Origin of the sequence: Paraburkholderia sp. BL27I4N3 (genome assembly GCF_003386115.1) — a bacterium.
Taxonomy (GTDB): Bacteria; Pseudomonadota; Gammaproteobacteria; order Burkholderiales; family Burkholderiaceae; genus Paraburkholderia.
The window spans coordinates 7258291-7280869 of sequence record NZ_QREJ01000001.1 but is presented as its reverse complement, the minus strand read 5'-3'; the positions used below and the strand labels follow the sequence as shown (position 1 = coordinate 7280869).

17 protein-coding genes are annotated in these 22579 nt (G+C 62.7%); 9 read left to right on the top strand and 8 right to left on the bottom strand.

Going from position 1 to position 22579, the window contains the following annotated elements; translation table 11 throughout:
- The first annotated feature begins 26 nt into the window (after positions 1 to 26).
- The 3 genes from B0G71_RS33025 to B0G71_RS33015 are packed head-to-tail and all read left to right on the top strand — an operon-like array spanning position 27 to position 3665.
- Complete coding sequence (locus B0G71_RS33025; RefSeq protein WP_116147148.1) at positions 27 to 1244, top strand: YbfB/YjiJ family MFS transporter; 1218 nt, start codon at positions 27 to 29, stop codon at positions 1242 to 1244.
- Positions 1245 to 1293: 49 nt separating this feature from the next.
- Positions 1294 to 2397, top strand: coding sequence for a nitronate monooxygenase family protein (locus tag B0G71_RS33020; RefSeq protein ID WP_116147146.1), 1104 nt, complete (start codon positions 1294 to 1296; stop codon positions 2395 to 2397).
- Positions 2394 to 3665 (top strand): MFS transporter, encoded by a 1272-nt coding sequence (locus tag B0G71_RS33015; protein WP_116147144.1) that lies wholly within the window; start codon positions 2394 to 2396, stop codon positions 3663 to 3665. The genes B0G71_RS33020 and B0G71_RS33015 overlap by 4 nt, the downstream gene beginning before the upstream one ends.
- Positions 3666 to 3683: 18 nt before the next feature.
- Here B0G71_RS33015 and pstS (B0G71_RS33010) read toward each other — a convergent pair whose 3' ends face one another.
- Positions 3684 to 4718 carry a phosphate ABC transporter substrate-binding protein PstS gene (gene pstS, locus B0G71_RS33010; RefSeq protein ID WP_116147142.1) on the bottom strand — a complete coding sequence of 345 codons (1035 nt, stop codon included), beginning with the start codon at positions 4716 to 4718 and terminating at the stop codon, positions 3684 to 3686.
- Positions 4719 to 5186: 468 nt separating this feature from the next.
- Here pstS (B0G71_RS33010) and B0G71_RS33005 point away from each other — a divergent pair, with 468 nt between their 5' ends.
- Positions 5187 to 6149 (top strand): CHAD domain-containing protein, encoded by a 963-nt coding sequence (locus B0G71_RS33005; RefSeq protein WP_258875712.1) that lies wholly within the window; start codon positions 5187 to 5189, stop codon positions 6147 to 6149.
- Positions 6150 to 6210: 61 nt separating this feature from the next.
- Here the strand turns inward: B0G71_RS33005 and B0G71_RS33000 are convergent, their stop codons facing one another.
- Entirely contained in the window at positions 6211 to 7248 is a 1038-nt protein-coding gene (locus tag B0G71_RS33000) for a transporter (protein WP_116147138.1), read from the bottom strand.
- Positions 7249 to 7557: 309 nt separating this feature from the next.
- On the opposite strand from B0G71_RS33000, the gene pstS (B0G71_RS32995) reads away from it, so the two are divergent.
- Positions 7558 to 8583: a phosphate ABC transporter substrate-binding protein PstS gene (pstS, locus tag B0G71_RS32995; RefSeq protein ID WP_116147136.1), complete on the top strand. Its 1026-nt coding sequence runs from the start codon at positions 7558 to 7560 to the stop codon at positions 8581 to 8583.
- 71 nt (positions 8584 to 8654) lie between these two features.
- Here the strand turns inward: pstS (B0G71_RS32995) and B0G71_RS32990 are convergent, their stop codons facing one another.
- Positions 8655 to 11390: a DNA-binding protein gene (locus B0G71_RS32990; RefSeq protein WP_116147134.1), complete on the bottom strand. Its 2736-nt coding sequence runs from the start codon at positions 11388 to 11390 to the stop codon at positions 8655 to 8657.
- 352 nt (positions 11391 to 11742) lie between these two features.
- Here B0G71_RS32990 and B0G71_RS32985 point away from each other — a divergent pair, with 352 nt between their 5' ends.
- Positions 11743 to 12420 carry an arylsulfatase gene (locus B0G71_RS32985; RefSeq protein WP_116149098.1) on the top strand — a complete coding sequence of 226 codons (678 nt, stop codon included), beginning with the start codon at positions 11743 to 11745 and terminating at the stop codon, positions 12418 to 12420.
- A 47-nt stretch (positions 12421 to 12467) separates the two neighbouring features.
- On the opposite strand, the gene B0G71_RS32980 is transcribed toward B0G71_RS32985, so the two are convergent.
- Complete coding sequence (locus B0G71_RS32980; protein WP_116122421.1) at positions 12468 to 12917, bottom strand: hypothetical protein; 450 nt, start codon at positions 12915 to 12917, stop codon at positions 12468 to 12470.
- Positions 12918 to 13530: 613 nt separating this feature from the next.
- Between B0G71_RS32980 and B0G71_RS32975 the strand changes: the two genes are divergently transcribed.
- Entirely contained in the window at positions 13531 to 14163 is a 633-nt protein-coding gene (locus B0G71_RS32975) for a helix-turn-helix domain-containing protein (protein ID WP_116147132.1), read from the top strand.
- A 30-nt stretch (positions 14164 to 14193) separates the two neighbouring features.
- On the opposite strand, the gene B0G71_RS32970 is transcribed toward B0G71_RS32975, so the two are convergent.
- Positions 14194 to 17193, bottom strand: coding sequence for an FAD-binding and (Fe-S)-binding domain-containing protein (locus B0G71_RS32970; protein ID WP_116147130.1), 3000 nt, complete (start codon positions 17191 to 17193; stop codon positions 14194 to 14196).
- 42 nt (positions 17194 to 17235) lie between these two features.
- Positions 17236 to 18273, bottom strand: a complete 1038-nt coding sequence (locus B0G71_RS32965) for a DUF1338 domain-containing protein (protein WP_116147128.1) — start codon at positions 18271 to 18273, stop codon at positions 17236 to 17238.
- A gap of 168 nt (positions 18274 to 18441) precedes the next feature.
- Here B0G71_RS32965 and B0G71_RS32960 point away from each other — a divergent pair, with 168 nt between their 5' ends.
- On the top strand, positions 18442 to 19374 hold the full coding sequence (locus tag B0G71_RS32960; protein WP_181916858.1) for a LysR substrate-binding domain-containing protein: 933 nt from the start codon (positions 18442 to 18444) through the stop codon (positions 19372 to 19374).
- A 19-nt stretch (positions 19375 to 19393) separates the two neighbouring features.
- Here B0G71_RS32960 and B0G71_RS32955 read toward each other — a convergent pair whose 3' ends face one another.
- Together B0G71_RS32955 and pcaQ are read right to left on the bottom strand one after the other, a co-directional pair.
- Positions 19394 to 20527: a 4-hydroxyphenylpyruvate dioxygenase family protein gene (locus tag B0G71_RS32955; RefSeq protein WP_116147124.1), complete on the bottom strand. Its 1134-nt coding sequence runs from the start codon at positions 20525 to 20527 to the stop codon at positions 19394 to 19396.
- Positions 20528 to 20777: 250 nt separating this feature from the next.
- Positions 20778 to 21764 carry a pca operon transcription factor PcaQ gene (pcaQ, locus tag B0G71_RS32950; RefSeq protein WP_116147122.1) on the bottom strand — a complete coding sequence of 329 codons (987 nt, stop codon included), beginning with the start codon at positions 21762 to 21764 and terminating at the stop codon, positions 20778 to 20780.
- A 108-nt stretch (positions 21765 to 21872) separates the two neighbouring features.
- Between pcaQ and pcaH the strand changes: the two genes are divergently transcribed.
- Complete coding sequence (gene pcaH / locus B0G71_RS32945) at positions 21873 to 22577, top strand: protocatechuate 3,4-dioxygenase subunit beta (RefSeq protein ID WP_106282682.1); 705 nt, start codon at positions 21873 to 21875, stop codon at positions 22575 to 22577.
- The last annotated feature ends 2 nt before the right edge of the window (positions 22578 to 22579 follow it).

Sequence of the window (22579 nt, the reverse complement as noted above, 5' to 3'; positions counted from 1 at the left end):
CGCGCAACCGAACCGTGGAGGCAGTGATGCAACGTGCAGTCGTCAACGAACCGATCCCGCCGGGATTCAACGTGTGGCGCGGCGCGCTGGCAGGGGCTAGCGCGAGCCTGGTCGGTATCGGCCTCGCGCGCTTCGCCTACACGCCGTTGTTGCCGGCCATCGTCAGCGCGCACTGGTTTCCGGCCTCGACCGCCGCGTATCTCGGCGCGGCCAATCTCGGCGGCTATCTGGCGGGCGCGCTCGCGGGCGGCTGGCTGGCGCGGCGCTTCGACGCGACCACCGTGTTACGCGCGATGATGCTGCTCGCGACCGTCGCGTTCGTCGCCTGCGCCGTTCCGGTTTCGTTTCTCTGGTTCTTCGTCTGGCGCTTCGCATCGGGCCTCGCAGGCGGCGCGCTGATGGTGCTGGCTGCGCCGACGGTCCTCGCGCACGTGGCTCCGTCGCGCCGTGGTTTTGCGAGCGGCGCGATCTTCAGCGGTATCGGTCTCGGCATTGTGGCATCCGGGACGATCGTGCCGATCCTGCTGCGCCAAGGTCTGATGCAAACGTGGTTGGGACTCGCCGCGATCTCCCTCGCGTTGACGGCCGTCGCATGGAACGGCTGGCCCGGACGAGGCGAATCCGTCGCACAGCACGCGTCGCATCACACACGGCATAGCCAGACCTATCCGGCTGCGTCGCTGCGCGCGCTCTACGCCGAGTATGCGTTGAACGCCGTCGGCCTCGTTCCGCACATGATCTTTCTCGTCGATTTCGTGGCGCGCGGCCTCGGCAAGGGTCTCGATGCGGGCGCGCAATACTGGGTGCTGTTCGGTCTCGGGGCGATTGTGGGCCCGCTGCTGACAGGTCATCTGGCTGACCGCGCCGGTTTCAGTCCGGCATTGCGTGTCGCCTATGTCCTGCAGATCGTCGCGGTCGTGTTGCCGGCTGTCGTGCGCGGCCCAGCGGCGTTGATCGTGTCGAGCGTCGTGGTCGGCGCATTCGTGCCGGGCATCGTGGCGCTCGTGCTCGGCAGGATCAATGAGTTGCTCACTCATCATCCGGCCGCCCAGAAAGGCGCGTGGAGCGCGGCGACCACCAGTTTCGCCGTCTTGCAGGCCGTCGCGGCGTACGGTTTGTCGTTTCTGTTCGCGCACGACGGCGGCAACTACACGACGCTGTTCGTGATCGGTGCGGCGTCTTTGGCGCTTGCTCTCGCGGTGGACCTGTTCGCCGCGCTTCGCTTCGGTCCGAAGCAAGCCTAGCCACTCCGCTGCAGGCGACTCTACCCACTACTCGAACTGTGAGAACCCCATGACCTCGAATGCCCGTTTTATGCAAGCACTCGGCATGCAGCATCCCATCATTCAGGCGCCGATGGCCGGCATCTCGACGCCCGCCCTCGCCGCCGCTGTTTCCAATGCCGGCGCGCTCGGCTCGATCGCCGTGGGTGCGAGTACCGCGCAGCAGGCGCGCGAGTTGGTCGTCGCGACACGCGCGCTCACCAGCAAGCCGTTCAACGTCAACGTGTTCTGCCATCGGCCGGCGTACAGCGATCCGCTTCGCGAAGCCACCTGGCTGGCGCATCTGCAACCGCTGTTCGCTGAGTTCGGCGCCAGAACACCGGTCGCGCTCAAGGAGATTTACACCAGCTTCGTGGTCGACGAGGCAATGCTGCAAGTGTTGATCGAAGAACGTCCCGCTGTAGTCAGTTTTCATTTTGGGCTGCCCTCGCGCGAATGGATCGACGCACTGCATCGCGCCGGCATTCTGCTGTTCGGATGCGCGACCACACCGCACGAAGCCCTGCAAATCGAGCAGGCGGGACTCGATGCGATCGTCGCGCAAGGTGCCGAAGCAGGCGGTCACCGTGGCGTCTTCAATCCGGACGACGACGCGATGATCGGCACCCTCGCGCTGGTCCGGCTGATCGCCAGACAGTCGACGCTGCCGGTCATCGCCGCGGGCGGCATCATGGACGGTCAAAGCATTGCCAGCGCATTGCTCCTCGGCGCTAGCGCCGTGCAGATGGGCACCGCGTTCGTGCTGTGTCCGGAATCGGGCGCGGATGCCGCCTACCGGCACGCGTTGACCAGTCAACGCGCGTACCGGACGGCCGTGACGGCCGCGATCTCCGGCCGCCCTGCGCGCGGTTTGAGCAACCGGCTGTATATCGACGTAGACTCGCCGGACGCGCCGCCGCTGCCCGACTATCCGATTGCATACGACGCCGCCAAAGCGCTGAACGCCGCGGCCCGCGCCAAGGGCGATTCCGATTTTGCTGTCCAGTGGGCCGGCCAGGGCGCGCCGCTCGCAAGAGCGTTGCCCGCGGCGCAATTAGTTGCCACATTGATGAGCGAACTTGCCGAAGCGGAGGGTCAGTCACGCTCGCATTCGTTTGCCGGGAAGGCGATATGAATACCCCCTCGCAAGTTTCCGTGCCGTCCGGTCAGTCAACGCGCGGCCTCGACTATTCCGCGCGACATGAACGTTACTGGCGCCGCAATCTGGCCGTGTGCGTATTTGGCTCGTTCACCACGCTCGTCAGCCTGAGCATGCTGCTGCCGTTCTTGCCCATCTACGTCCAGCAACTCGGGGTGCAGTCGCAGTCTGCCGTTATCCAGTGGTCGGGCATCGCGTTCGGCGCCACGTTTCTGGGCACTGCTGTCACCGCGCCAGTGTGGGGGCGCCTTGCCGATCGTTATGGCCGCAAGCCGATGCTGGTGCGCGCGGCCGTCGGCATGGCCGTGGTGATGTCGTTGATCGGCATTGCGCACAACGTGCATCAACTCGTCGCCCTGCGTTTGCTCGCGGGCCTGGTGGGCGGCTACTCGTCGGCGTCGACGGTGATGGTCGGCACCCAGGCGCCGAAGGAACGTGCGGGCTGGGCGCTGGGCGTGCTGTCGACGGGCGCGCTGGCCGGCAATCTGATCGGGCCGCTCGTCGGCGGTTTTTTGCCGGGGTGGCTCGGCATTCGCGGCACGTTCTTCGCCGGCGGCGCCATGATCGCGGTCGCCGCGTTGCTCACGATCTTCGTCGTCAAGGAAGATTTCGATCCGGCCGCTCATTCCACGCGGCGTCCCGCCGAGCATGCGCCGGCGAGCACACATCGCAACAACTATCCAGTGATCGCCGCCTTGCTCGTCACCGCGATGATGGTGCTGCTCGCCAACATGTCGATCGAGCCGGTCATCACCGTCTATGTGGGCAGTCTCGGCGTGCCGTCACTTCATCTGGCGCGCGTGGCGGGCATCGTGATGGCCTGTTCGGCTTTCGGCAGCATGCTGACAGCCGCGCGTCTCGGCGCGTTGGCCGATCGGGTCGGCAGTTGGAACGTGATCGTCGCTTGTCTGGTGTTGACGGGTCTGGTGATGATTCCGCAAGCGTTCGTTCACGCATGGTGGCAACTGGCGGGATTACGCGCGCTCATGGGCATGACGCTGGCCGGTCTTCTGCCCGCGATTGCCAAACTGGCCCGGCATGCAGTGGAAGAGCACAAGACCGGTCAGATGCTCGGCTATTTGCAGTCGGCGCAATTCAGCGGACAGGTTGTCGGTCCGATTATCGGCGGCGTGATCGCTGTCCATCTCGGGCTGCACTCCGTGTTCTTCGTCACCGGGTCGCTGCTGGTGGCGTGCGCCGCGCTTGCGCAGTGGGCACGGACTCGTCAGAGTCTCGCTGCCTGAGCGGCGAGACTGCCGTCGTCATTCGCCCGCGACTGCTTTACCCGACGGATTCTTCACCCGCGCGTGCAACTGCGTGCGAATCTCGCTCGCGACCGACGGCGGCAGCGGAATATAGTCCAGGTCCTCCGCGGCCTGACTGCCGTTCGTCAGCGCCCAGTCGAGGAATCTCAGCGTTTCCTCGCCGCGCTCCGGTTTGTCCTGCGTGCTGTGCAGCAAGACATACGTCGCGCCGACAACGGGCCATGCGTTCGCGCCTGCCTCGTTGGTCAGGATCGGAAAGAGCGATCTGGACCAGTCGGCGCTCGCGGCGGCGGCCTTGAAAGTTTCGGGTCCTGGCTGAACCACGGCACCCGACGCATTTTCCATGGCCGCGTACGCCATATGATTCTGCTTCGTGAAGTCCCATGCAACGTAGCCGATCGCGCCCGGCAAATGTTGTACGAAGGTGGCGACTCCTTCGTTGCCTCGCCCGCCTATTCCGCGCGGCCAGCGCACTGAAGTCCCCTCGCCGACCTTGCTCTTCCACTCGGGGTTCACCTGCGCGAGAAAGTGCGTCCAGATCAGCGTGGTGCCTGAACCGTCGAGCCGACGAACCACGGCGATAGGCGTGTCGGGCAGCTTGATCGTGGGATTGATGGCGGCGATGGCCGGAGCATTCCAGCTGACGATTTTGCCCAGGTAGATATCTCCAAGCACACGCCCCGAAAGAATCAACTCGCCTGGCTTGATCCCCGGCAGATTGACGACCGGCACGACGCCGCCGATCACGGTTGGAAACTGAATCAGCCCGTTCTTCATCAACTCGTCGTCGCTCAGCGGTGCGTCCGAGCCGGCGAAATCGACCTGGCTGACCATGATCTCCTTCAAGCCTTCCGTCGACCCGACAGCGCGATAGCTCACCGTGCCGCCACCCGCACGCTGGTATGCGGTGGCCCATTTCGTATAAATAGGCGCGGCAAAGGTGCTGCCGGCGCCAGTAATGTCAGCGCTGTGCGCCGCGACCGCCAGGAAAGCGCCAGCCACACCGGCCAACAATGTTTGTGTATAGCTCACGAAAGACCTCACTCGGAATTGTTGTTGAAGCTCATGAAGTGAAGCTCGCCGGGTAACGACGCGTGGCGTGGAGAAACTATTGTCTGGCGGACTTTCTTACGCTTTCTATTGCCACCGGTTGTTCGTCGCGCTGTGGTGTGCCGATCTGAAAGAGGGCTCGCGCAGCGCGGTGATGACAACTTTTCTTATTACAGGACGATGAAGAGCGAGAGGCAAATTGAATCGCTCTATCAACACGGCACGGAAATGACACACCATTCGATTCGCCATACTGAACAGCGTGGCGTCTCCCTCCGAGCGAAGGTAGGTTGAATCGTCGCGCGAATTCCGTTTTGTCCGCAGTGCCGGCATGCCCCTCGGGATTTTTACGTTGTAGGATGGATATCGCAGTTGCTAAGCTATCCGACACGCGTCACCTTACGTTCACCTCACTTCCGTCCGCTTCAGGGACTCATGCAACTCGAGCCGATGAACTCCACACCTGACACGCGTGATCCCGCATCTGCAACCGCATCCACACAGGAGCGGGTCGCAGACAATCCCAACAAACGAGGCGGCACGATTGCGCCCGACATGTCGCCGGCAGTGGCCTTTTCGACGCTGGCCACGCCAATGGCCGCGCAAGTGGCGCTACGCATCGATAGCTTGTGCGTGAGCGCGGATGCGGAAAGTCCGCACAAACTGCGTGTCGTGCTGCGGCGCTTGCGTTCGCTGTGGTGGGCTTACGATCCGCTTATCGACAGATCGCGGGCAAGATGGCAGCGGCGCGAATTCAAGGCGCTCGCCGATTCCGCCGGTCAAACGCGTGACTGGGATATCCTGAAACACTTACTGGCGGAAGACGTGTCGACACCGCATGCTTTCGCGGCGCTCATCGAACGTCTCGATCTATTGCGTGGCAATGCACTGGTGCGCAGTCGCGCAACGATTGCAGACGCGAACGCCGAAGCCATGCTGACACAGCGAATCGCGAGCGTGATTCGGCAACTCGACGCGTGCTCGTTCGAGGAACCGCTCACGGCATTCGCCGCGAACCGTGTTGCAACGGCGAAGCAGACGCTGCGAAAACGTTTGAAGCGTGTGCTGGAAAATCCGGACGCGGGTTACGCCGAACTTCACGACGTCCGCATCGCGGGAAAGAAAGTGCGCTATCTGCTGGAGTTTTTCGCGCCGCTACTCGATAGCGGCAGCGAGATCAGCGTCGCGGAGCTGACGCAATTGCAGGACGAACTGGGCAAGCTGAACGATATTGTTTCGAGCGAAGCGCTGCTTCTGGCGCATGCGGATCGGCTTGGTGAGCCCGGCATGGTAGTCGACGCAATCGCGTATCTCAGGAATCGCAAAGGCCAGCACATGCAGCGTGCGAATGCAGAGTTACGCGCACTCAACGACCGGCTTGCCGTCGAGCGTCCCGGCGACGGCATGTACTGACGCTGACGATATCGCGCTATACGGCGACTGCCAGTACCGCCGAAGCCGGACACAGCAGCTCTTATCGTTCCTTGCGGCGGCGAAATGCCCACCATCCCGCGAGCCCGGTAAAGCCGGCGACAAGCAACACCATCACCCAGAAGCCGTGCCGGTTTTCAGCGAGCGGAATACCGCCCACATTCATGCCGAAAAAGCCCGCGACGATATTGATCGGCATCGCCAAAACCGTCACCAGCGTGAGCGTAAACAGCGTACGGTTGTTCTGCTCTTCGAGGCGGGAGATGATCTCCTCCTGCAGCAGCCTGACCCGTTCGATCAGCCCGGCCACATCGGAGAGAACCACGGAAAACTCTTCCGTCGACTCGCGCAGATCCTGCACGTCCTCCGCATGAAGCCAGCGCGGCGGCCTTGCCAGCAGACGGAAGATCGCGCCGGGTTCAGGCGCTAGCATGCGCTGCAAGCGCGTCAGCATACGACGCATTGCGCCCAGGTCGATCCGGTTCTGTGTGGGCCGCTGCGACAGGAACCGGTCCTCGATCCGGTCGACGTCGGCGCTGGTCCGCCGGACGATCTGCACCAACAGGTCAGCCTGGTCATGCATCAGATGAACCAGCAATTCCGCCGGCGACCTGAATACCTCCCCCTCCCGAACCGACGCACGCAGTCGGTCCACCGAGCGCAGCGGCTTGAGACGCGCGGTCACGATGATTCGCTGATTCGCGTAAATCCACAGCGTCGCGATCTCGGAGGGAATGAACTCGAGATTGAACATGACGTCGTTCACGACCGCGCGTAGTGCGCCGTCCGCGTGTTCGATGCGCGTGGAGTGAGAGCCTTCGCGCAATGCGTCGAAAAACGTCTCGGGCAAATCGAGCTGGGCTCTCATCCAACGCTCGCTGGCGCTATGTGCGAGATTGAAGTGAAGCCAGAGAAACTCGCTGCCTTCCTTCGCGGGGCCGTGGGCGTCGTGGGCCTGGAGCCATTCGGCGACTTCGTCGGCGTCGATCGAGCGGCCGGCGCGATTCGAAGAAAAGAGAAAGCCGCAGACCATGCCGGACGAGTCCGCGCCGTAGGTTTGCAGTAGCAGATCAGATTTCATAGGTCATTCAGCGTTTGCTTCCCATGCGGGATTGGCCTATCCAGCAATCTGGCGGCCAAAATCAGAACCGTGGCGGTCACCACCCGATTCCAACTTCCGGCGCCGCGCAGATTGAACCGGAATCAAAGGTCCGAGCATATCGCGGCCGATCAAAAGAAGGTTAACCCACTAGTTTTCATGACGTCGACTTAGCGAATGCTTAAGCTTAGCCAAGCGGATCATTTAATTTGAGTAGTCACAAGAACGTCATATTTCGCCCTTAAGTTGCAGCCCATCGAAGGCGATTGCGTCGCCGTGAGGAGTCTCACCATGAATCTCAAGCAACTTACGCTGGTTGTGTGTGCGCTGTGTGCCAGCGCCGCACACGCTGCCGACATCACCGGTGCGGGCAGCACCTTCGCCGCGCCGATCTATACGAAATGGGCCGACGCCTATCAAAAGGCCGGCGGCGGCAAGGTGAACTATCAGGGCATTGGTTCGTCGGGCGGCATCAAACAGATCATTGCGAAGACCGTGGATTTCGCCGGCTCGGACGCCCCGCTCAAAGACGACGAACTGGCCAAGGACGGCTTGTTCCAGTTCCCGACCGTTGTCGGCGGCGTGGTGCCGGCAATCAACGTGCCGGGTGTGAAGGCCGGCGAACTGGTGCTGTCGGGCGAAGTGCTCGGCGGTATTTATCTCGGCAAGATCAAGAAGTGGAACGATCCCGCGATCGTTGCGCTGAACCCGAAAATCAAGCTGCCGGATACCGATATCGCCGTGGTTCGCCGTGCCGATGGCTCCGGCACGAGCTTTATCTGGACGAATTACCTGTCTAAGGTGAGCCCGGAGTGGAAGTCGAAAGTGGGCGAAGGCGCAACGGTGAGCTGGCCGACAGGGACCGGCGGCAAGGGCAACGACGGCGTGGCCGCTTTCGTGCAGCGTCTGCCCGGCGCGATCGGCTACGTCGAGTGGGCGTACGCGAAGCAGAACCACATGACCTATGCGTCGCTGAAAAATGCAGCGGGTACAGTGGTCGCACCGGCGACCGACACCTTCAAGGCAGCGGCAGCAGGCGCGGACTGGTCGAAGTCGTTCTATCAGATCCTGACGAACGAGCCAGGCAAGAACGCATGGCCCGTGGTCGGCGCGACCTTCGTGCTGTTGCATACGACGCAGGACAAAGCACCGCAGGGCGCCGAAACGCTGAAGTTTTTCGATTGGGCGTTCAAGAACGGCGGCAAGGCAGCGGATGATCTCGACTACATTTCGCTGCCGGAATCCGTGACGGCCGAAATCCGCACGCAGTGGAAACAGAAAGTGAAGGACGCGTCGGGCAAGCCGGTCGCGCCGTAAGCGTCGGATTCGAGGGGCGCGCGTCGCATGCGCGCGCCTTTCTACATTGCGCGCCTGACCGGTGGCTGGCGTCAGGTCGCGACTTTCGACATCACCGCCGTGGCCGGATCGTAGCGGTAGCCCTTCTGCGCAAGCTGATGCGTCATCGTCGCGGCAATCAGTTTTTGCTGCGTCTCCCGCGACACCAATTCGTGATCCGGTTTGAGCCGCTCCAGTTCGGATGAAAGCCGCCTGACAAGCGCCACCTCGCCGGTGCTGCGTGCGTCGATGAACAAGATCTTCTCGCTTGCCAGACCGAGCCGCTGCTTGAGGTCTTTTGCATGCGCGACCCACTGTTCGGCCGTCGTGCGAAGCTCGCTCATGGCCTTTGCATGGGCTTTGGCCTGCGTCGACATTTGCCGCTGCAAAGCCGCGACCTCCTCCGTATTGTCGTTCTGCTCGGCACGGGCTGCTAGCTGCTGGGCGCGTTGTGCGTGTTGCGCTATGGCCGCGGTTTGTGCCGCGACGCGCTGCTCCAACTCCGCGACATGGCGTTCGGCGGCCTCCGCGCGCTCTCTCACGGCGGAGGCATCCTGCGATAGCCGAGCGAGGTTTGCACTCACGAGTGTCTTCGCCTCGGTCACGGCGCTGATCTGCTCGCGCGCCTCGTCCAGTTCATGCGTGACGCGCTGCAACTCGCTGAGTTGAGCCGACGCTTCCTCGGCCCGCACCCGGGCCGCCTCGCGCTCCGCGATCAGCACAGCACGCGCTTGTTTCAACTCGGCTTCCACTGCGACGAACTGCGCGTGGTTCTCGCTTGCCTGCGCTTCAGCAGCCTGTACCTGCGACGAAGCCGCGTTCAACTCCGTCAGCAAGCGTGCCGACTCTTCTTCCTTGGCCTGATAGGCGCTGTTCAACGCCGCGATCTGCTGCTGGGCTTGATCGCGTTCCTCAGTGGCTCGCGCTATTTCATCGTGTCTGGCTGAAAGCTCCGCGGCCAGCTCCGCTCGAGCCTTGCGTTCTTCTTCTAGCGAAGCCGTCGCGGCTTGCTGTTCGGCAACTTGCGACGCTGCGCGCTGCGCAAGTTCTTCTACCCGCGCTTCGGCTGCCTGCGCGCGCGATGTTGCGGCGCTCAACTCCTCGGACAATCGCGTCGCTTCGTCCGACTTCGCCTGATGGGCCTCGCGCAAAGCGGCGAGCTGCTGTCGCGTTTGATCGTGTTCCTGCGTGACTCGCGTTACATCGTCGTTCCTGGCCGAGACAACCGCCGTCAACTCTTCGCGTGCTTTGCGTTCTTCGTCCAGCAACGCGTTCGTCGCAGTCAGATTGGCACGATCCTCCGATGCACGTTGTTCGAGCTCTTCTACACGTGTCTCTGCTGCCTGGGCGCGTGACGTCGCCGTGCTCGCTTCCTGCGACCAACGCGTCACTTCTTGCGAGCTCGCCTGATACGCGGCTTCCAACGTCGCGACTTGCTGCAGCGCCTGGTCGCGCTCCTGAGTGAGCCGCGTTATTTCGCTGGTCTTGCTGGAGACGGCTGAAGCCAGCTCTTGACGTGCCTTGCGTTCCTCTTCCAGCGACACCTCATAGGCGCTGCGCAGCGACGTGATTTCCTCCAGTGCAAGATCACGCTCCTGGGTGACGCGCGTCATCTCATCGTTCGTGACGGAGACGATCGAAGCTAATTCCTCGCGTGCTCTGCGCTCCTGTTCAATCGATACCTTCGCAGATTCCAACTCCTCGGCTTGCAACGACACACGCCGCGCCAGTTCTTCCGCGCGCGCCTCCGCGGCTTGTGCACGCGACGAAGCCGCGCTCGCCTCCTGCGACCATTGCGTGAGTTCTTGCGACTTCGCCTCATGGGCGTCGCGCAACGCGGCGATTTCCTGCTGAGCGTGATCGCGTTCCTGCGTGACTCGCATTACTTCGTTGTTCTTGCTCGTCACGACCGCGGCCAACGCTTCGCGCGCCTGGCGTTCCTCTTCAAGCAACGCGCTCGCGGCTTCCAGTTTGGTCTGGTCCTCGGACGCGCGCTGCACGAATTCCTCGATGCGTGCCTCCGCCGCTTCAGCGCGCGAAGTAGCCGCGCTTGCCTCTTGCGCGAATCGCGTCGCCTCTTCTGTCTTCGCCCGACAGGCATCGCTCAATGTTGCGGCCTCGTGCCGCGCCTGATCTCGTTCCTGAATGACTTGCGCGACCTCATCGGTTTTGCCGGTCAGCGCCGTGGCCAACTCTTCACGTGCGAGACGTTCCTCGTCGAGCGAGGCCTTCATGCCTTCCAGTTCGGCGTCGTGTGCGGACGTACGCTGCTCCAGTTCGGCGACGTGAGTTTCGGCCGCTTCGGCGCGACCGGCGGCGCTCGCGCGTTCCGCTTCGAGGCGTAGGGCAGCGCTTTCCGACGCGCTCAGCGCGTCCGTCAGCGCGCTGAGACGGTTGCGCCCCGTTTCGATTTCGTCGATGCTCTTTTGATACTCGGCAAGCGCTTCGTCCCGTTCCGCGAGGGCTGCTTCCAGGTCCTGGTTCACCGCGGCGAGACGTTGGTTGAACGCCTTCTCCGCATCGTGCTGGGACGCCGTCCAGATCCGATCCGCGGCGCTGATCACCGTTTCGGCGAGACCCTCCGGCAATCCGGCCTGGACCTGTGCTTGCGGTGTGTCGGCCTGCCGCGACTCGCGCCAGCGTTGCAAGGCCGCGACTATCGCCACTAGGGAACCGCCGCGAACCTCTTTCCAGATTGTCACTGGCGAAACTCTTTTGCCCTCTTCGACCATGCGATCGGCGATTGCAGCGATCTGTTCGTCGGTGATTGGGTCTGTGTCCGTGGACATATGCGCCTCAAGAATCAATGTAGCGGGGCGAAAGGTTAAATTTTCAATACGTTACTACGTCTGCGGACGTCCGGCGACGTTCGGGATACAAGCTAAATGACAGCTAATGGCACGCGGACCGATGATATTAGGGCTCGGCGGTCTTCTCGAATGCGCGGAATAGCGGACCATAAGGCCGCTATATCGTCGCGGATCGTTCGCGCAAGAGAGGTATCGGCGATACCGGTAGAGGCGCTTGCCTTGTTAGCCCGCACCGACGTTGCAACAATGCAGCGGCACCGAGTGGGGCGCCGTCGGCGTGGAAACGCGAAGCGGCGTCGACATGACACACCTGATACCGAGGCACACGGCAATGCGCATTTCGTTTCTGCATACGATGGATGGGAACCGCCAGGTGTTTGAGCAGGCAGCCAAAGCGCTTGGATTGCGGGCCGAAGATCTTCACCATGAAGTGAGGGCGGACCGTCGCGAGGCCGTGGATCAAACGGGAGCGTTTTCCGACGAGTTGCGCGCCCGCACAAAGCAGCGTCTTCTCGCGCTGGCAGCCGATTCGGACGCTGTCATTCTCACCTGCGGCACGCTCGGGCCCGCGGTGGCCGATATCAAGAGTCCGCCCGTGCCCATCGTCCGGGCGGATGTCGCTTTGGCTGCTGCGGCAGCAGACGTGGGCGGGAGCATCGTCGTGTTGTGTGCGGCTGAATCGGCTATCGACTCGACGAGGAAGCTTTTTACGGAGCATGCGAGCAAAAGCGCTGCGTCCGTGGAAGTCGTTCACGTCGGCCACGTTTGGGCGCTGTTCAAAGCGGGCGAGATTCAAGCATGCCTCGCGGCGACGGCGTCATCAGCCGACGCCTCGTATGAGGCAGGCGCGAGCGTTGTCGCATTTGCTCATCCATGGATGGCGGCCGCCGCCGGCTTGGTCCAGAAGGGTAGAAGGCCACTCGATAGTCCGAGCGCGGCGCTGCACGCGGCCACACAGCGATTCAGCGAACGCTCGGGAGACGCCTCGTGGTGCCCGCCTCCACGATAACCGCCTGCGACGACCCACACTTCGAAGCCGTCACGCTGCAAATCCGCTTACCACGGCGATCGTTTGTCGCTCTGACCGAAGCGCACGACGCGTAACTCAGCTTCATCCACGGCGAACACCGGCGCTGTTTGCAGCTGCTGCTCGTGCAAATCGAGAAGCCTCGTGATCGGCGCGCAGTCCGCTGCCGCGATTCGCCAGATTTCCCGGGTCGCGCTACGAGCGGCGGCATCCAGAATACGTTCGGCTTCGAGATAAAGATCACGCCCCAGCGCGCCGAACCCGGCCTGCTGAAGATACCAGGCCAGGTAAAGCGTCTTCACCAGCTTTGCCAGTAATTCGCCGTTGCCCTTGCCCGCCTGGAATGCGGCCAAAGCGAGATGCCAGCGCAACGACTGTTCGCGCACGTATGTGGTGGTATGCGGCAAAAGTTTGGCTTTACCCAGCGGCTTTCTGCGCACCTGATTCCCCGTTGGTCGTTTTTTACGATTCTGAGACATGGATCGATTATCTTGTCGATGCTGCTTTTAATTTCAGCATCGTAATGCATACGACAACGGAAAATCCATTACCGAGACGATTTAACAGAATTTATTAATATTCCGATTGCATAACGGGCTTGTGATTAATCGCAAGCGAGGCTATAGAAATCCATCAAGCCTATGTTTTGATTATATTTTTCTTAATCACGCTGAGCGGGTTTCTGCGCTGACCGGGCGAGATTGCTATCAAGGCCGGCGGATCGCGAAAGGCAACATAGCGCGCTGCGCACTATCTGAACTAATGCCTTCCGTGCAAAGACAGCAGGATTATCAAACCGCGATATCAAACGCGACCGGCGACCCATACTAATATTGGACGTTACAACGACGCAATCGGCCGTCGCTCGCCCGCGATGATTCAAAGTTTCCGATGAGAAAAATACGAGAATGTCGCGCTCGCTTCGATCGCGCCAATCTAATTGACCGCTCAGGCCACACGCACGGCTCAAAGCGCGCGCGACGATCCCGCTGACAGCGCCCGAAACTCGCCTGCGGACTTGCGGCTCGCCTCAAATGTTATTATCGGAAACAACATTGCCCCTCCAAGCGCGCATTCAGAGCATCAAGCCCCATGGACACCCATCTCGCCAAGTCCGCCGATCCGTCCATCACCGACCTCGGCCGCCGCGTCCGCGCCGCCCGCCAGGCGCAGGACCTGACGCTGGAAACCGCCAGCCGCCTGTGCGGCGTGTCCCGCTCGACGCTCTCGAAGGTCGAAAACGGGCTCATGTCCCCCACTTTCGACGTGCTGCAGAAAATCGTCCTCGGACTGAAGATCGAAATCGGCGCGCTGTTCGGCTCCACGCCAAAAGTCAGCGCGAGCGGCCGCCGCGCGCTGACCCGCAAAAACGAAGGCCAGCGCCACGCCTATCGCGGCTACCAGATGGAACTGCTCGCCACCGACCTTGCGCACAAGGCGATGCTGCCGTTTCGTATCCGCATCTCCGCGCACACGCTCGACGCCTTCGACGATTGGGGCCGTCACGAAGGCGAGGAGTTTCTGTATGTGATCAGCGGCAGCGTGTGTCTCTATTCGGAGTTGTACGCGCCGACGCATCTGAATGCCGGCGACAGCCTCTACTTCGACAGCCGCACCGGTCACGCAGCGGTCTCCACGAGCGAGGAAGACGCCGAAGTTTTGTGGATGGCGACCAGCGCCGATATTCCTCAAGCGCCGGCCACCATCGAATCGACGAAGAAGTAAATGCAGGCGCAGCAGCGCGCGTGAGCGCGCTTAGCGCGCCGCCAACGCCCGCTGCGCCAGTTGCGCGATATGCATTACGTGACGCCCAGTCCCCTGCTCGATCTGTTCACGGCAACTGAAGCCGTTGGTCAATACGATCGTCTCCGCAGCCGCCGCACGCACCGCCGGAAACAGCGTGTCTTCGCCAATCTTCGTGGAGAGCGCATGGTGCTCCGCGTTGAAGCCGAACGATCCCGCCATGCCGCAGCATCCTGTATCGAGCAGTTTCCATTTAACGCCGAGCTTGTTCAGCAGCGCGGTATCGCCCTGCATGCCGAACAGCGCCTTCTGATGACAATGCCCGTGCACGATCACGTCCGCGGCGAGCGTCGGCCAATCGAACGGCTGATGCGCGACGAAATCGGAGAACAGGAAAGTTTGCGCCGACAGCCTCTTCGCCAATGCATGATCGGGCAGTTGCTTCAGCAGTTCGTCCTTGAACACCGACAAGCAGCCCGGTTCGAGACCGACTAGCGGCACGCCGGCGGCGATATCGTCCGCGAGGTCGTCGAGAATGTGCGTGAGAAGTTCGCGTGCGCGTTCGAGCAGCCCGAAGTCATACAGCGGACGCCCGCAGCACAACCGGTTCTTCGGCAACACGACATGCCAGCCTAATTGCTTCAAAACATCGGCGGCTGCCTGCGCGATCTCGGGCGTGAAGTGATCGTTGAATGTATCGACCCACAGGATCACTTTCTTCACGTCGCCGTGGGCATCACGCGCCGATTGCGGCGAACGTCGCGCGATCTGCCTGTATGTGGCACTCGCGAAACGAGGCAGTTCGCGCGTTTGCGCCACGCCGGCCACCCACTTGCCGAACGAAGACAAACCCGGCGCCGACGTCATGAAGTTCGTCAGACGTGGAAAACGCGCCGCCCACGGCGCCCATTCGCCGATACGTCCCATGAACAGCGCCTGCCGTGGCCGACGCTTCGTCTCGTAGTAATGCGAAAGAAATTCCGCCTTGTAGGAAGCCATGTCCGTATGCGTCGGGCAATCTGATTTGCAGCCTTTGCAAGCGAGGCACGTATCGAGCGCTTCTTTCACTTCGCGGCTTTGCCAGCCGTCGGCAATCACGTCGCCTTGCAGCATTTCCCAGAAGAGATGCGCGCGGCCACGCGTCGAATATTTCTCTTCGCGTGTCGCGCGATAGCTCGGGCACATCGTGCCGCCTTCGAGCGAGCGGCATTTGCCCATGCCGATGCATCGCTCGATCTCGCGCTGAAAACCCTCGCCCTCCTGGCTCGCAAACGTCAGTCTGGTTTGCAACGTGACCGGCTTGTAAGCGGGCCCCATGCGCAGGTTTTCGTCGGCGCGATAGGCGTGCACGACTTTGCCCGGATTCAGACGATTGGCCGGATCCCAGATCGCCTTGAACTGCTCCATCGCCTGCATCAATTCGGGGCCGTACATGATGGGCAGAAACTCGGCCTTGGCCTGGCCGTCGCCGTGTTCGCCCGACAGCGAACCGCCGAACTCGACGACGAGTTCAGCCGCTTCGCGCAGAAACTTGCGCCACGTCGCGACGCCTTCCGCACTGCGTAGATCGAAGGTAATGCGCGCGTGCACGCAGCCATCGCCGAAATGGCCATAGAGGCTCGTCTCGTAACCGTAGCGATCCACCATCGCCTGGAACGCGCGCAGATAATCGCCGAGACGCAGCGGATCGACCGCGGCATCTTCCCAGCCGACAATCGGGTCCGGCGTGCCGGTATCGACCGACAGCGCCACCGCCGACGCGCCCGTCTCTCGGATCGACCAGACCTTGGCCTGCAACGCCCGGTCTTCGACAAGCATCGCCGACACATTCGGCCCTGCTTCCCCCGATGCAAAGTAAGCGGCGGCGGCTCGCGCTTTGAGCATCACGTCGGCTTGCGTGTCCGCGCCGAATTCGAGCACGACCCATGCATCGCCTTCAGGCAGCAACGCGATCTCGTCCTGCTTCAAGCCGCGCGCCTGCAAACCGCGAATGATCGCGCGGTCCAGTCCTTCGATGGCGATCGGCCGGCAGCGCATGAAATGCGGCACGGCATCCGCCGCCGTGTAGATATCCGTGAAGCCGACCACGACGATCACACGCATCGCCGGACTTTTCACGAGGCGCACTTTCGCCTGCAAGGTGAGCGCACACGTTCCTTCGGTGCCGACCAGTGCGCGCGCGACGTTGAAGCCGTTTTCCGGCAGCAGCTGGTCGAGATTGAAGCCGGACACGCGCCGCTTGATCCGCGGAAATTTCGCGCGAATGCGCTCGGCGTAGGTATCGCGCAACTGCTTCAGCGCGGCGTAGATATCGCCCTGACGGCCGCCCTCGGCGATGATGCGTTCGAGCTCCTGATCGGAGGTTGGACCGACCCAGAAACGCGCGCCGTCGAAGGTCGCGACTTCCAGCGCCTCGACGTTTTCGACCGTTTTGCCGGCCATCACCGAATGCGCGCCGCACGAGTTGTTGGCGATCATGCCGCCTAGCGTGCAGCGGCTGTGCGTCGCCGGATCGGGTGCGAAGGTGAGGCCGTGCTGTTCGGCGGCATCGCGCAAGGTGTCGCAGACCACGCCGGGTTCGACGATCGCGACGCGCGCCAGTGGATCGACGGACACGACACGGTTCACATACTTGCTCGCGTCCGCGACCACCGCGACGTTGACGCATTGCCCGTTCTGCGACGTGCCGCCGCCGCGCGCGAGAAACGGCACGTCATTGCGGCGGCAGGCGGCGAGTGTGGCCAACAGGTCGTCGACATCCGCGGGCACGACAACGGCGAGCGGCACTTGCCGATAATTCGACGCATCCGCCGCGTACAGCGCTTTTGAACCCTGGTCGAAGCGCACTTCGCCTCGCACATGGCTGCGCAAATCCGCTTCGAGCGCCTGCATCACAGCCGCGGTGCCGGTGAAAGACGTGGCCACGCGCGGCGCCCGCTTCAGTGCGCTAGTGCCGTTTTCGTGCCGTTCGTCGACGCCCGCGCCCTGTTCCTCATCAAATGACGTTCCCACTGCGCTCCCCGTCTTTCGTGGCTGTGCGCCGCCGCTTCGCGCTCAGGCAGCCTGGTTCGCGGTCATCTTGAAGATGCCCTGTGCGTTGCCCGCGTCGAAACGCAGGTCCGTTTCCCAACGACGCGCGTCCTGATCGAAAGTCCGCTTGCGCGTGATGAACTCGTAGAAGGAGCCCGGCACTTCACGCGTCACGACGCTGCCGTCAGCCGCACGGAACTCGCGCTGCACGAGGTCGGCACGATACGCCGTCTGAAACACGCGTCCCGAACGCGAGCGCTCCACTTCCGGCTTCATCGGACGACCCTTGGCCATCTCGTCGTCGGACAATTGAAAGACATCCGCGACGCGATCCGTGGCATGGTTGAACGCGTTGCCTTCCGTGGCGATCCACGCCATCTCCGCCGATTCGTTCAACAATACTTCGTAATCAGCTTCGCGTGGGGTGTCGTGCTGGCGCGCAAACGCGCCGACGATCACCGGCAGCAATTCGTGCGCCGCGTCGACCGGCAGCACGCCGTCGCGCTCGAGCTCCCACAACTGGCCGACGGCGCGCGGCGTCAACGGATCGCGCGACGCGCCGATCACGTTGGTCACGGCCTGCTGAAACTCCGCCGAGAACCGCTCAGGGTGCAATTCGCTGACGAAGAACTGCGCGATTTCATCGGGCGCGTCGTCATGCGCCCACGCGCGGCCGGTCATGCCGAGTCGGTCGAGCGGATAGCGGCCGTTGATGCTGAAGCCGAGCGGACGAAGAATGCGCGCGAACGCGGCTTCGCCCGTCGGCAGCGCGCCGCTGTGCGGCCAGCGCACCGTGCGCAACGCGCCATGATCGAAGTACACGCTGCCGCCCGCCGCGATCGTCTCCTCGGTGTACTGGCGGCCGTTCGCCGAGCGCGCCAGCAGATCCTCGAACAGCGCCATGTTCATCGCCTGCGCAAGCTCGGCGCGCGTGACGATGCCGCCCTCCCATTCGTCCAGAATGCGCGGATGATTCAGCGTCACGAAGAGCCGTGCGGTTTTTTCGGCGCCAAACAATTTCAGCAGCAGTTGTTCGACATTCGCATTCCTGGTGTTTCGCATAGCGGTTCTCTACGTAGCTCTGATGGGCGCCTGATTCACATGTTCGACCCGACCTGCCGAGCCGGACCCAAGGCGCCGGACAGCACGATCGAAGACGTGATTATTCAAATCGCCGGGCTTGCCGTAAAGCGAGATAAAATCGCCACTTGATGCGTTTTTGGAATCAAGGTGCGAAAGTTCAAGATCCCCAACATGGGCGCGCTGCTCGCTTTCGAAGCCGCCGCGCGGCATGAGAGCTTCACGCACGCGGCGCGCGAACTCTTTCTCACCGAGAGCGCGGTGTCGCGACAGATCAACACGCTGGAGAGCAATCTTGGCGTGCGGCTGTTCGTACGCGTCAAACAGCGCGTCGTGCTGACGAAGGCGGGCAAGGTGTATAGCGCGCAGGTGCGGCGCTCGCTGGAGCAACTCGATCGCGACACGCTGTCCATCATCGCGCACGGCAGCGGCGGCGGTTATCTGGAACTGGCGGTTCTGCCGACTTTCGCATCGCAATGGCTGATTCCGCGGCTCGCGGCATTCAATGCGCAGTATCCCGACGTGCGCGTGAACATGGGCGTTCGAACCGGCACGTTCCCGTTCGCCGAGACCCATTTCGAAGCCGCGATTCACTACGGCAAGCCCACGTGGCCGGGCACGTCGGCGGATTTCCTGTTCAGCGAAGAAGTCGTGCCGGTGTGCGCGGCGAATCTGCTGAAGCGGCCCGTTCAAAGCGCCGCTGAGCTGTTGGACTATCCGCTGCTGCATTCCACCACCCGGCCGGACGGCTGGGCGTCATGGTTCGCGAGCGTGGGCGTCGACGACAACCGGGCCATGCAGGGCGTGCGCTACGAACTCCACACCATGCTGATCAGCGCGGCCGCGGCTGGTCTCGGGATTGCGCTGGTGCCGCGCTTTTTCGTCGATGCGCAACTCGATCAGCTCGGGCTCGTGATTCTGGTCGATGCGCCCGCCCTCGCCGACTCCGCGTACTACCTCGTCTATCCGACCGAGTTGAGTCACGGCAAGCCGCTGGCGAGTTTTCGCGAGTGGCTGTTGCACGAGGCCGCGGCCTACAGCGCGGTGAATCCTCTGGTGGGCGGCCCTCCCGATTCCGCTTGAGCCCGCGTTACTGCAAGCCTCAAGCGCCGGCTTGTTCCCGCGCTTTGGCCAGTGCGCTCAGATTGCCCTCGCCGAAGCCGTGATGACCTTGACGCTGCACGATCTCGAAGAATATTTCGCCGGCGCGGCGTCGCACGAAAGTCTGGAAAAACAGCAGCGGCACGCCGTCCGCGCCGATTTCGCCGTCCACCAGCACGTGCGTGCGCTTGAGCCGCGCGACATCGAGCCCATGACCCGGCAGACGCGCGTCGAGCTGATCGTAGTACCGCGGCGGCGGCTCGACGAATTCGACACCGTTCGCAAGCAGCTGCTCGACGCAGGCGAAAATATCGTCGGTGGCGAGGGCGATGTGCTGCACGCCTTCGCCCGGATGGTCCGGCAAATACTCGTGCATCAGGTTGGTCCGGCTCGTGCCTTCCTCGTACAAGGGCACGCGAATCGCGCCGCATGGCGACACCATCACGCGCGATTCCGCCGATACATGCCAATTGGCGTGCAACTCGTGAATCTCGCGGAAGTTGAGCAGGTCGCGATAGAAGTCGAGCCACTCCTGCATCCGGCCTTCACCGACCGTTTGCGTCAGGTGATCCACGGCAACGAGGCCGTGGCCGGCATGGCTCAAGTCGGCATGCGCCGTGTCGATTTCGATGGGCCGAAAGTCGATGTCGAAGATCGAAATGTCGCCAAGTCCGCCACGCTGGCCGCCGCGCCCGCGCCAACGGTCGACGAAATAGATATGCGAGTCGCCGATGCCCTGAATGGCCGGAATCAGCAACTCGCCGGTGCCGATCTTCTCACCTTCGAACGCCCATGCGCCGAGTTCGATCGCGCGGTCGAAGGCGCGCAGCGCGTCCGCCACGCGAATGCCGATCGCGCAAATGCCCGCGCCGTACTCCTCGGCATAGCGCGCGGCGAACGAGTCCGGCTCGGCGTTGATCAGAAACTGCATCTCGCCCTGACGATAGAGCGTGACGTCCTTGCTGATATGCCGTGCAATCGCTTTGAAGCCGAGCTTGGTGAAGGTTTCACCGAGCGCCTGCGGATCGCGCGCGGCGAATTCCACGAATTCGAGGCCGGCAGTGCCGAGCGGATTATGCTCAGGCGCCGCCACGGCACGCAGCGCGGCGTCTGGAGTGGGCAAGTCGCTGGGCATGGCAATCTCCTTTACAGTCTTTCGATGCGGTTCGCACTGTTTCTGGTGTCGGTGCAGCCGCCGCCACATCCGCGTTGAGATACCGCATGCGTGGTGTGCCGCGGCATTGTGGCCCGCGACGGCTTTTGCACCGTGTTTGTACACCGTGTGACAGGGCGTTCGCAACCTTCATTTTGTACCGGATGGTTCACACAATGGCGCCACCGCACGCCTCGCGCTACCCGGCCTTCACGATCGAGCTCAAAGCGCCCTATTTGCGGCTCCGCTTCTGCGCCGCCCTCTTTCCTGTTGCCTTGTCCGCACTCGACGCCATGCGCTGTTGCGCGACCTCACGCACCGCCTCGATCAACGCCCGCCCGACCGGAGACGGCTGCGTGTCCGAGCGCCGGATCAATCCGACCGGCTCGCCGGTGCCGGCGAAGGGCAATGGCAAACGTACCAGCATGCCGTGCGCCAGTTCGTATTCGACCGCGCTAAGAGGAACGAACCACACCGCGCCGTTCTCCAGGGTCAATGCGCGGCCCGTCGAAACCGACAATACCTCGATGAACGCCGACAACGGCGGCACACCCCATGCGCTCAACAGACTGTCCGCCGATTGCCGGATCAATGTGCCGAACGGCGGCAACACAACCGGAAAGTCCTCGAGCGACGTGGCCGGCAACCCCGCGCCCGCTGCCAACGGATGCCCGGCGCGGACCACCGCGATCAACGGCTCGCTGAACAACTGCTCGAAACTAAGCCCGACCATCCGTTCGGGATCGGCCAGCCGACCGATCGCAAATTCGATCGTGCCCGCTTTCAGGCGCTCGAGCAATTCGGGGTTGGCGCCGGTCGCGAGGCGCACGATCACGCGCGGCCACAGCGTGGCGAACTGCTTCAGCACCGGCGGCATCAATGCCGCCGCGACGGTCGGCAGAATGCCGATTTCCAGCGTGGCCGCGGCCGCGCCTTCCGCGCGCGCCAGCAAATCCACACCTTGGCGCAGCGCGCTAACGCAGGCGCTCGCGTGCGGCATGAAAAGCTGCCCCTCGCGGGTCGGCAGGGCACCGTGGCGGCCGCGCTCGAACAGCTTCACGCCGAGAATCGCCTCGAGCTCGGCAACGGTCTTGGAGACCGCGGGCTGGGTGATCGAAAGGCTGTCGGCCGCCCGCTGGACGCTGCCGAACTGCGCAACGGCCAGAAAGCATTGGAGGTGACGGAATTTGACGCGGCTGTCCGCGAGACTGCGTTGCATAACGACAGGTTATACGAAACGAGCGAAAACGTCATTTTTCATAACCTCTTAGGTTGGATAAAGTCTTTCCATAACGCCGTATCTCACAATTCTTCGAAGGAGACACTGATGGACGATTCCTTTCTCAGCGCGCGTGACTTCACGTCGCATCCCGCTTACGTCTACCCCGGCTATGGTTCGTCGGTCAAACGCGGCCCGACGCGTCCGCTGATTCCGCTGAAGGAAAAGCTGCGCGACCAGCGCGTGCCGGTCTACGGCAGCGACGACCTCGGCGCGCTCGATCACGACCTGACACGTAACGCCGTGCGTAATGGCGAACCGCTTGGCGAACGCATCATCGTGACGGGCCGTGTGCTCGACGAAGGCAACCGCCCGGTGCGCAATACGCTGGTCGAAATCTGGCAAGCCAACGCCGCCGGCCGCTATGTCCACAAGGCCGATCAGCACGACGCGCCGCTCGACCCGAATTTCCTCGGCGCGGGCCGCTGCATCACGGACAACGAAGGCCGCTACCGTTTCCTGACGATCAAGCCGGGCGCGTATCCGTGGGGCAACCATCCGAACGCGTGGCGTCCAAACCATATCCACTTCTCGCTCTTCGGCGACCATTTTGGCTCGCGGCTCGTCACGCAGATGTACTTCCCCGGCGATCCGCTGCTGGCGTTCGACCCGATCTTCCAGGGCACGCCGGAGCACGCCCGTGACCGCCTGATCGCGGATTTCTCGCTCGACACCACGCAAGAGGCCTATGCGCTCGGCTACGACTTCGACATCGTGCTGCGCGGGCGCAACGAAACTCCGATGGAGCGCTAAGC

What these genes read in the sequence shown, in the direction of transcription:
- B0G71_RS33025 (WP_116147148.1), top strand. Translation starts at nt 27, where the DNA reads ATGCAACGTGCAGTCGTCAACGAACCGATCCCGCCGGGATTCAACGTG.
- B0G71_RS32955 (WP_116147124.1), bottom strand. Translation starts at nt 20,527, where the DNA reads ATGCCCAGCGACTTGCCCACTCCAGACGCCGCGCTGCGTGCCGTGGCG.
- B0G71_RS32985 (WP_116149098.1), top strand. Translation starts at nt 11,743, where the DNA reads ATGCGCATTTCGTTTCTGCATACGATGGATGGGAACCGCCAGGTGTTT.
- pstS (WP_116147136.1), top strand. Translation starts at nt 7,558, where the DNA reads ATGAATCTCAAGCAACTTACGCTGGTTGTGTGTGCGCTGTGTGCCAGC.
- B0G71_RS32975 (WP_116147132.1), top strand. Translation starts at nt 13,531, where the DNA reads ATGGACACCCATCTCGCCAAGTCCGCCGATCCGTCCATCACCGACCTC.
- pcaQ (WP_116147122.1), bottom strand. Translation starts at nt 21,764, where the DNA reads ATGCAACGCAGTCTCGCGGACAGCCGCGTCAAATTCCGTCACCTCCAA.
- pcaH (WP_106282682.1), top strand. Translation starts at nt 21,873, where the DNA reads ATGGACGATTCCTTTCTCAGCGCGCGTGACTTCACGTCGCATCCCGCT.
- B0G71_RS33000 (WP_116147138.1), bottom strand. Translation starts at nt 7,248, where the DNA reads ATGAAATCTGATCTGCTACTGCAAACCTACGGCGCGGACTCGTCCGGC.
- B0G71_RS33020 (WP_116147146.1), top strand. Translation starts at nt 1,294, where the DNA reads ATGACCTCGAATGCCCGTTTTATGCAAGCACTCGGCATGCAGCATCCC.
- B0G71_RS32980 (WP_116122421.1), bottom strand. Translation starts at nt 12,917, where the DNA reads ATGTCTCAGAATCGTAAAAAACGACCAACGGGGAATCAGGTGCGCAGA.
- B0G71_RS33015 (WP_116147144.1), top strand. Translation starts at nt 2,394, where the DNA reads ATGAATACCCCCTCGCAAGTTTCCGTGCCGTCCGGTCAGTCAACGCGC.
- B0G71_RS33005 (WP_258875712.1), top strand. Translation starts at nt 5,187, where the DNA reads ATGAACTCCACACCTGACACGCGTGATCCCGCATCTGCAACCGCATCC.
- B0G71_RS32990 (WP_116147134.1), bottom strand. Translation starts at nt 11,390, where the DNA reads ATGTCCACGGACACAGACCCAATCACCGACGAACAGATCGCTGCAATC.
- B0G71_RS32965 (WP_116147128.1), bottom strand. Translation starts at nt 18,273, where the DNA reads ATGCGAAACACCAGGAATGCGAATGTCGAACAACTGCTGCTGAAATTG.